We start from the raw sequence: 8,442 nt of genomic DNA on the forward strand, positions 1-8,442 counted from the left end.
TATGGAGTGGTTGCGCGGCATACGTCGTCCTTGTCTGTGGATGAGGAGTATTGCGCCTGCAGCAGCGGCGCGTCCGCCCGTGGCTACTCCTTTCAGTGCCGCGCCGCAAGTTTGTGCACGTTGTGCAAAAGTGGCGCCCCGCCGACGCTGGGGCAAAAAAACGGCCCGAACGCAGTGCGTCCGGGCCGGTGGTGCTCGTGGTGCGGAGAGGGGAAGCTAGAGGATTTGCTGCATGAACAGCTTGGTGCGTTCATGCTGGGGGGACTCGAAGAAGTGCTCCGGCGTGCCCACCTCAACAATGCGTCCGGCGTCCATGAAGACCACGCGGTCCGCCACCTCGCGGGCAAAGCCCATTTCGTGGGTGACCACGGCCATAGTCATGCCCTCGCGGGCCAGCTTGACCATAACGTCCAGCACTTCGCCGATCATTTCCGGGTCCAGCGCCGAGGTGGGCTCGTCAAAGAGCATGATCTTGGGCTTCATGGCCAGTGCGCGGGCAATGGCCACGCGCTGCTGCTGACCGCCGGAAAGCATGGCCGGAAAGGCGTCGGCCTTATCCGGGATGCCTACCTTGTTCAGCAGGTGCATGGCGGTCTCTTCCGCCTCGGGCTGCGGCACCTTTTTGAGTTTCATGGGAGCCATGGTCAGGTTGTGCAGGACGGTCTTGTGCGGGAAGAGGTTGAAGCTCTGAAAGACCATGCCCAGTTCCTGACGGATGGCATTGATGTTGTTTTTGGGGTCGCAAACGTTTTGGCCGTCCACGGTAATGGTCCCGGCGTCGATGGTCTCCAGCCGGTTGATGGAGCGCAGCAGCGTGGACTTGCCCGAGCCGCTGGGACCGATGATGACGACCTTTTCGCCGCGCTCGATATCGAGGGAGACGTTGTCCAGCGCCCGCAGCGTGCCAAAGCACTTGCTCACGTTCTGGATGCGGATGATGGGGTCAGTCGCGGTCATAGTAGTTCAACCTTGTTTCCATGTTGCTGACGACCTTGGACAGCAGCAGCGTGATGACGAGGTACACAAGGGCGACCATGGTGTAGGCCTCGAAGTAGAAAAAGGACTCGCTGGCGAACTCGCGCCCGCGGCGCAGCAGGTCGGCCACGGCAAGGATGGAGACGAGGGAGGAGTCCTTGAGCAGGGCGATGAACTCATTGCCCACAGGGGGCAGGATGGTGCGCCATGCCTGCGGCAGTATGACCATAAACATGGTCTGGCGCCGGTCAAAGCCCAGCGAGCGGGCGGCCTCGGCCTGTCCTTTGTCGATGGCTTCGATGCCCGCGCGGAAGACCTCGCCCATATAGGCGCCGTAGCAGATGCCCATGGCGAGGACGGCGGCGGCCAGCGGCGGCAGATTGCTGAAAATGGAAAGCCGGCCCAGCGCGTAATAGATGTAGAACAGCTGGACCAGCAGGGGAATGCCGCGGACCACTTCCACATAGGTGGAGGCGATGAGGTTGAACACCCTGTTGCGCGAAAGCCGTCCAAGGCCGGTAATCAGCCCGATGACGAGGGACAGCAGGATGGAAAGGATGGTCACCTGAAAGGTGACGAGCACACCGTCGGGCACGAAACGGAGAATATCCAGATACGGGTCCGGCTTGGTGACGCAGAGATAGGTAATGATGGCGAAGGCACCAAGAAACGCCAGCCACCAGGCATTGAACAGCCCGATGTCTCGCTTTCTGGGGATAGCCGCGCCGTCGCCGATGTCGATAGTGACATGCTTGCGTTCAGCCATTTGATTGCCTTGAAGGGTCTTGAAACGGTCCGGGTGCTGGAGGGCGGCCCGGACCGTCGGTCACGATATGGCGCGGCCTGTTAATTGCTGGAGAACCACTTGGCGTAGATGCGGTCGTACTCGCCGTTTTCCTTCACAGCCTTCAGGGCGCTGTTGAGGGTGGCGAGGGTGTCGCTGTCGCCCTTCTGCACGGCAAAGCCAAGGTATTCCGGCTCGTCCGGCACGATGAGGAAGGGCAGCGCGAGAGCGCCCTTGTAGTTGGGATTGGTCAGGGCGAAGCCCGCGGCCACGGCGTCGTCGCAGATGACGGCGTCCAGCCTGCCGTTGCGCAGGTCCTCAATGGCGAGGCCGACTTCGTCGTAGGATTTGCGCACGGCGTCGTCCACCTTCTTGGCGGCAAAGTAGCCCGTGGTGCCAATCTGCGCGCCAATGCGCTTGCCCACAAGGTCGGCCTCGGACGCGATGGCGGAACCCTTCTGCACCACCACGCCCTGCTTCACTTCAAAATAGGGGTCGGAAAAGTCCATCACGCGCTTTCTCTTGTCGGTGATGGAAACGGACGACGCGATGACGTCGTAGCGGCCGTTGGCAAGTCCGGCAAAGATGCCGTCCCATGCGGTGTTTTTGATCTCGGCGGTAAAGCCGCCGGCTTTGGCCATGGCGCGCACGAGTTCGGGGCAGAAGCCGACGATGCTCTTGTCGGCGTCGACCATCTCCATGGGCGGCCACGTGGCGTCGGACGCAAAGGTGATGGTGCGGGCCTGTGCGGCACCAGCCATCAGGGCGATTGCGGCGACGGTTAAGACGAACTTCCTCAACATGCGAAACCTCCGGTCTGGGTGGGACTGGCGGACACCAATCCCGGATGACGTGGAAAAGAACAGTGCAGGGGTGGGAGTGTTGCGAGTATACTGCCGTAAAACCCTCTGCATGATTATGGAATGGCATGACGTACTACGAATTGGCCGGAATTGACAAGTCTGTGATTGCGCAGATTCGCGATTTGTGGCCTGTTTTGCCAAAAATGAAAAATAGAGTGGTCACTCAACCAGAAAAAAAGCCGCGCAGTGCGCGGCCTTGTGGCGAAAATGGTTGTCCCGCAGGCGTTCTGCGGGGACGGGAGCGGGCTAGTCGGCGGCGCCACCCTCGCAGGTCTCGGCAAGGCCGAAGAAGCGGCGGGCGTTGTCGCCGGTAATGCGCCACAGTTCGGCGGGGTCCATGCCTTTGAGCTCCGCGATCTTTGCGGCGGTAAAGCCCACAAACGCGGGCTCGTTGCGCTTGCCGCGCCACGGTTCGGGCGCAAGGTAGGGGCAGTCCGTTTCGATGACCAGCCGGTCCAGCGGCAGGGCGGCAACGGCCTCCTGCACGGCCTCGTTCTTTTTGTAGGTGACCGGGCCGGGGACGGAGATGTGCCAGCCGTGGGACAACAGCTCCTCGGCAAGGTCGAGGCCACTGCCAAAGCAGTGCCACAGCACGGGGCGTCCATCAAAACCGGCATTCAGCAGGATGCGCACGGCGTCCTCGTGGGCGTCGCGGGAGTGAATGACCACCGGCCGGTCCACGGCCTTAGCCAGCTCCAGCTGCGCGCGGAAGGCGTTGAACTGGACCTCGCGCGGGGAGAGCTCGTAGTAGTAATCCAGCCCGATTTCCCCAACGGCTTTCACGCGCGGGTCATCTGTAATGATGCGGCGCATGGCCTCAAGGCGCGCGTCGGTGAGGTCCTTGGCATCCTGCGGGTGGATGCCGAGGATGTAGAAAATTTCGGGGTGCGCGGCGAACAGGGGCGTATTCTGCTCGTAGGCTTCCGGGCTGAGAAAAACGTGGCCGATGGCGCTGACGCCACAGGCGCGGGCGCGGGCGATGACAGCTTCAAGGTCGTCCGCGAACTTTTCAGAATCAAGGTGGGCGTGCGTTTCCACGCCGCCGCAGGGCAGGCCGAGGGATTCGGGTTCGGCCCGGTGTTTCTTCTTTGCCATGGTGCGTCTCCTTCGGCTGGCGGTGGTAGCACCGGCGCGTGCGGATGACAACCGTTCGCGCCGGGCCGCCGGGGCGGCGCTACAGGACGCGCCGCAGGCGGGGATTGGGGCGTTCGGCGCGTCCGGCCTTGGCAAAGGGCTGGCCCTCCACCTGCACAATGTCCGCTGTGGCAAAGTGCGCCGGGAACAAACTGCCAATGCCGATGGATTCAAACAGCCGACCATACCGGGATTCGCCCTCGGTAAAGGCGCGGACCTTATCCAGATTGCCAAAGCCGCTGGACAGGACGATGTTCACCCGCTCGTGCCCGGCGTCGTTGAGCGTGCCGCGCATGTGGCGGATGAACTCCACGGTGACGCCTTTGCCGGTCCAGTAGTCGCGGCCGTCAAAGGGCACGCCGCCCTGACCGAGGTTTTCTCCCGGCGTGTCAAAACGCACGCCCCACAGGCGTTCCCCAAGGGCGTCCGCCGTAGCGATGGCGTCGTCGGCCTCGCGGTTGAAGGTATCCACAAGGGCTACGCGCGGGATGGCGGCGTCCATGTGGCGGTCAAAGGCCTTGGCGGCTTCCATGGTGCCGACCTCGCGCCCATGGGCGTGGGCAATGGCCAGCACAAGGGCGTGGGGGATGGTGCCAACACCGCCGGCAAGCCCGGCCGCTTCGGCTCCGGCATCCGTGGCGCAGGCGTCAAAACCGCCGTCGATAGCGGCTTTGCTGATGGCGGCGTCCATGGTCCAATGCCAGTGGCGCGAGCCGAAATACATCAGCGACTTGTCCGGCAGCATCTCGCGGATGGCGGCGGCTTGCCGGGTGATGGCCGCAAGGTCCGGCTCCGGGCCGCCATTGCGAACGGATGTGGCCGAGGTGATGGCCCCCAGATAGAGCGTTTCCAGCTCAATGAAATCCTGCAACGGGCCTTCGATGCGCAGCAGCGTTTCCTGCGGGGCGTAGGACGCCCCTTCGGGCAGGGCGTGGACCGTCAGATTGGCCCCGCGCTGCGCGCTCAGGGCTTCAATCATGGCGACGGCTTCGTCTATGCCGTACACGTGCCCCGGGCCTTTGCGGATGAACACCTGCATAACCACGCGGGGACTCAGTCCCTCGCGCTCAAGGATGGTTTTGGAGCGCAGGAAATAGGCGTCAGTATATGGAACATGGCTTCCGGGCAGCCTGTGACACATGGTGTGGTCCTTTTGGATATTGTGTGGCGGTGGCCGTCTCGTCGTTGCGGGTATGCCGCAGGGGGCGTTACGGGCGCGGCCTAGGTGGCAAGGCGCTCCCAGATGCGCCGGGCGCTCTGGCGCTGGTTGTCCACGCTGTAGTGCCGGGCCGTGGCAAGCGCGGCGTCCCGTACTGTGCGGGAGAATGCCGTCCCCCCGGCAGCGTGCTCCACGGCCTGCTCCAGCGCCAGCGCGGCGGCGGTGACGTCGGCGTCGGCAACGAACAGGCCGTTGCCGCCCCACGGCGTGTCGCGCAGGGGAAACCATGGGCGGTACGCGCCGGGGTGGTCGGCGGCTTGCCGCATATAGTCGAAACCGCCCAGACCTGCAAATCCCACACAGAACGCGCCGCTGGCCATGGCTTCCAGCGGGGGGAGGGGGCAGCCTTCGGGGTACCCAGTTGCCAGAAAAATATCACTGCGGCGCAGGCGTTCCGCCACCTGTGCGGGCGGCAGGCCGTCAATGGCGTCCCACGCAATGGCCGGGCCGCCGCGCCGCGCTGTGCGGGCGGTGACGATGTCCCGTATCGCGCGGGCGTGGGCTTTGTTCTTTCGCGGCATGTAGGCGACACGCACCGTCTTTTTGCTTCCGCGCGGCGCGTCTTCCCCGCTGGGGGCTGGGTGGAACAAATCAAGATCGATGCCCGGACGCAGGACAGGAGCGTCCACGCCAACACTCTCCTGAATGAACCATGCCACAGGGTCGGACACCGCAAGAAACGACACGGGCAGCCGGTCCCACGTTACCCCGCTTGGCAGGGACGAAAACAGATACGCCCAGTTTTGCACGTAGACCATGCACCGCGCTCCGGCGTTCAGGCCCGGCGCAAGGCTGTTGACCCAGCCCTCCGGCACCAGCCAGATGTCCTCTTCCCGCAGCGTCACATCGTCAAACAGCGTCACAGGCACATTCTGCGAGATGGGCGGAGACCAGAACTGCGTACTGCGCGGAACCAGCGAAACGGCAAACCCTTGCTCGTGCAGGTGGGCGGCCAGTTGGTGCAGGACGGCAAGGCCGCCAGTGGGCTTCGACAGCGGGGGCAGAACGATGAACGTTGTGGTCATGCGGCGTCCTTGGCTGTGGTGGCGTGAGGGAGGGCACTGCGCAGGAGTCGTCGTATCGCGAAAAGCCCAAGGATGGGAAGCGCCACCGAAAGCATGGCGCTCTCGCGCAGTATATACGAAACATACACAAGGTTGATGGCGATGAGCGTGGTAAACAGGTGGGCCTTATCGATGCACGGGGCGTCGTCCTTGGGGCCAAAGCGGCAGGACAGAGGAAATTGGGCCGCGGCCACCAGCGCCACACAGCCCATCACCGCCGCGCCGCGCAGTTGCATGACGAGGCCCAGCAGGTCGTACTGCTTAAGTCCGAAGGCCGCCGCACCAAGGAGAAAATATCCGTTCACACCCAGCAGGATGCCGTCTGGCCTTGTCCGCAGCAGGCAGGCCGCAGCGGTGACCGTCACGCCCGCGCCGCCCGCGGCAAAATACACCGTACGCCAGTCGGTCCCGCCGGGACCATAGCGCAGCAGGAGCGCGGCAAAGATGAGGGCTGGGCACAGTTGCAGGAGAAAGGCAATTCGATTTCGCATCGGTGCGACATACCCCGTCCCTTTCGGTGGCGCAAGGCGTCTCTCCCGCCGGGACCGTGCGCGTAGTGTCTGCCCCGGCGTTTCCCGCCGCCGTCAGCGCAACTGCCCCAATTCCTTTATAAAGATATGGGCGTGGTATTTCTTGCGGCGCAATGCAGTAGCGCGCCGTGATAGAGTTGCCCTGCCCGTCAATCGTAACCCACTGTTATCAGAGCATTATCATTTGCTTGACGCACAACAGGCCACAGCATATCGTCCCCCATTCATTTCATAGAACGAGGCTGGTGTTTCGACGTAGGGCTGGTGTGAAGCCGCAGTGGATCAGGGGAGTGTTCCACGGCGGTGTGCTTGCGCCTATGCGGAGACAGCCGCATCCAATGCGTAGGGAGCGATGCAGATACCGACATCACGAGAAATCGGCGCCATCAGTGTGGTGGCAGGAACGGCTATTGGCGCGGGCATGCTTGGTTTGCCCATGGTCATTGGCAAGCTGGGATTCATTCCGGCAACCGTCATTATGCTCGTCATCTGGGGCCTTGCGGTGTATTCCGCGCTGCTTCTGCTTGAGGTGAACCTGCGCATCGGTGCGGGGAAGAACTTCAACGATATGGCGCATACCGTGCTCGGCCGTGGCGGCCAGATTGTTGCCACAGGAAGCATGATCTTTTTGCAGTTTGCCCTGCTGGTCGCCTATTTGACCGGATTTGGCGAGCTGATTGCCCAGACCGTGACCACGCAAGGGCTGGAACTGTCCGCCCAGAGCGGCGCGCTGTATTTTGCCGTGGCCGCCTATGTCATTGTCTTCATCGGCACACAGATGATTGTCCGCGTGAACCAACTGCTCTTTTTCGCCATGATTGCGGCCATGGTCACCGCCCTGTTTAGCCTTGTGCCCGGTGTGGACGTTGGCAACCTGCAAAGCGGCAGCGTGGAGCAGGGCATCATCGTGGCGAGCCTGCCCGTGCTGTTTACGTCTTTTGGCTTTCACGCCAGCATCCCCAGCATTATCAAGTATCTGGATGCGCCGGTGCGCAAGCTGCGCCTTGTCACTGTCGTTGGCAGTGCTTTGCCGCTTGTGTGTTACCTCTTTTGGATTTTCGTCTCCATCGGCGGCACCACGCCCGAGAGCCTGCACGCCATGAGCAGTGTAGACTCCCTCGTGGCAACCCTCGCCGCCGGGTCCGGGTGGTTGCAGACCATTCTCTCCGCCTTTGCCTCCCTCGCGCTGCTCACGTCCTTCTTCGGTGTGGCGCTCGCCATGTACGACCTGCTGGCCGAAGTCTGCAAAATGCGCGAAACCGTCCTGCACCGCGCCATCACCACCATGATGGTTTTTCTGCCGCCCCTCGTTGCGGCCCTGCTGTGTCCCGGCCGGTTCATTCAGGCCCTCGCCCATGCTGGCGCGGCCCTCGCCATTCTTGCCATCTTCCTGCCGTGTGCCATGGCCTGGAAGCTGCGGCATCAGGATAAAGCCCAGACGCGCGTCTATCAGGTGCCCGGAGGAACTCCGGCCCTTGTGCTCGCCGTCCTTTTCGGGCTGGTTATCGTCACGGCAAACTACGTCTAGTAACGACTCTCCGGGCCGTCGCGTCATCGCGGCGGCCCGGTTTGCTTTTGGTCTCCGCACGCGAGTGTGGCGGAGCGTGCGCTGGTTTTCGCAGTATCCCAGCCACGCCGTCATGTTCGTGGCAGGGCGGCCAAAGCTTTGCAAGGCGCAAAGCGCCGCGCATGACAGCGCACAGGCCTGCGCCCGTAGCGGCCTATGTTTCGTGTACTGCGCTGCAACAGGCCCGTTCTGAGTGAGCATTTGCTCATGCCGTTGTCTGTATCGTGTGGCGCCGCGCATTGAAGAAGGCAGGACGGCCACTGTAGCGCCTCATCCCGCATGCTGAGTATTGCGTGAGTTCATACA

Annotated in this window: 8 protein-coding genes; 1 reads left to right on the forward strand and 7 read right to left on the reverse strand. The window is 62.9% G+C overall.

Translation table 11 applies throughout. From position 1 onward, the window contains the following. Positions 1-216: 216 nt before the first annotated feature. The 7 genes from ACY69P_RS11010 to ACY69P_RS11040 form a co-directional block, all read right to left on the reverse strand. Entirely contained in the window at positions 217-957 is a 741-nt protein-coding gene (locus ACY69P_RS11010) for an amino acid ABC transporter ATP-binding protein (RefSeq protein ID WP_459901218.1), read from the reverse strand. Continuing rightward, positions 944-1,741 carry an amino acid ABC transporter permease gene (locus tag ACY69P_RS11015; RefSeq protein WP_404843307.1) on the reverse strand — a complete coding sequence of 266 codons (798 nt, stop codon included), beginning with the start codon at positions 1,739-1,741 and terminating at the stop codon, positions 944-946. Before ACY69P_RS11015 ends, ACY69P_RS11010 begins: the two co-directional genes overlap by 14 nt. Before the next feature lie 80 nt (positions 1,742-1,821). Beyond that, a complete protein-coding gene (locus ACY69P_RS11020) occupies positions 1,822-2,562 on the reverse strand; it encodes a basic amino acid ABC transporter substrate-binding protein (protein WP_462327500.1) in 741 nt (246 codons plus the stop codon). 306 nt (positions 2,563-2,868) lie between these two features. Beyond that, positions 2,869-3,717: a TatD family hydrolase gene (locus ACY69P_RS11025; protein ID WP_462327501.1), complete on the reverse strand. Its 849-nt coding sequence runs from the start codon at positions 3,715-3,717 to the stop codon at positions 2,869-2,871. Between the two features lie 79 nt (positions 3,718-3,796). Continuing rightward, positions 3,797-4,897: a nicotinate phosphoribosyltransferase gene (locus tag ACY69P_RS11030; protein WP_462327502.1), complete on the reverse strand. Its 1,101-nt coding sequence runs from the start codon at positions 4,895-4,897 to the stop codon at positions 3,797-3,799. A gap of 80 nt (positions 4,898-4,977) precedes the next feature. Then, a complete protein-coding gene (locus tag ACY69P_RS11035) occupies positions 4,978-6,000 on the reverse strand; it encodes a glycosyltransferase family protein (protein ID WP_462327503.1) in 1,023 nt (340 codons plus the stop codon). Next, positions 5,997-6,530 carry a hypothetical protein gene (locus ACY69P_RS11040; RefSeq protein WP_462327504.1) on the reverse strand — a complete coding sequence of 178 codons (534 nt, stop codon included), beginning with the start codon at positions 6,528-6,530 and terminating at the stop codon, positions 5,997-5,999. The genes ACY69P_RS11035 and ACY69P_RS11040 overlap by 4 nt, the downstream gene beginning before the upstream one ends. A 391-nt stretch (positions 6,531-6,921) precedes the next feature. On the opposite strand from ACY69P_RS11040, the gene ACY69P_RS11045 reads away from it, so the two are divergent. Next, complete coding sequence (locus ACY69P_RS11045; RefSeq protein ID WP_462327505.1) at positions 6,922-8,097, forward strand: amino acid permease; 1,176 nt, start codon at positions 6,922-6,924, stop codon at positions 8,095-8,097. Positions 8,098-8,442: the final 345 nt, after the last annotated feature.

The sequence above is a fragment of the Desulfobaculum sp. genome (assembly GCF_054921475.1).